Here is a 934-nt window from a genome sequence, read left to right on the forward strand (position 1 = left end):
GATGTGGTTCCTCAACCGCTTCGACACCGATTCGGCGACCAACAACATTCCGGCCGCGGTGCGGCTGACCGGCGAACTCGATATCGACGCGCTGCGGACCGCGATCGCGGACGTGGTGGCCCGGCACGAATCGCTGCGCACGATCTACCCCTCCCACGAGGGCTTGGCCTACCAGCAGATCCTGCCCGCGACCCGGGCCGTGCCCGAGCTGGACGTGGTCGATACGACCGAGGCGGATCTGCCGGCCGCGCTGACCGAATTCGTCGGCCGCGGTTTCGATGTCACCGCCGTGCCGCCGACCCGGTTGCGGCTGTACCGCCTCGGCGACGCCGACCATGTGCTGGTCGTGGTGGTCCACCACATCGCCACCGACGGTTTCTCGATGACCCCGCTGGTGCGCGATCTGATGACCGCCTACCTGGCTCGCACCGCGGGATCGGAGCCCGGCTGGGCGCCGCTGCCCGTGCAGTACGCGGATTACGCACTGTGGCAACGGGAATCGCTGGGCTCGGAGGACGATCCGCGGTCGGTCATCTCCGAACAACTCGGGTACTGGCACAACGCGCTCAACGGCCTGCCCGACGAACTGCGGCTGTCGACGCGTCCGCGGCCGGCTGTCGCCGGCTACGAGGCCGGAACCTACCGGTTCCGGCTGCCGGGTGAGCTGGTCGACGGGCTGAGCCGGGTCGCGCAGGGACAGCACAGCACGCTGTTCATGGTGGTGCACGGCGCCTTCGCCGCGCTGCTGGCGCGGTTGAGCGGTACCGACGACATCGCCGTGGGTATTCCGGTCGCCGGTCGTGGTGAGCGAGCCCTCGACGACCTGATCGGCATGTTCGTCAATACCCTGGTGCTGCGTGCCCAGGTCGACTCGGGCGCGCGGTTCACCGAACTGCTGGCCCAGGTCCGCGAGCGCGACCTGTCGGCCTTCGCC

The 934-nt window shown here is 69.3% G+C and carries 1 protein-coding gene; it reads left to right on the top strand.

The genetic code is table 11. The features are described 5' to 3' along the window. A partial coding sequence (locus tag IRT45_RS36335; protein WP_228536046.1) for a condensation domain-containing protein occupies positions 1–934 on the top strand: 934 nt, incomplete at both ends.

This window comes from Nocardia sp. BSTN01 (genome assembly GCF_015354405.1).
In the GTDB taxonomy this organism is placed as follows: domain Bacteria; phylum Actinomycetota; class Actinomycetes; order Mycobacteriales; family Mycobacteriaceae; genus Nocardia.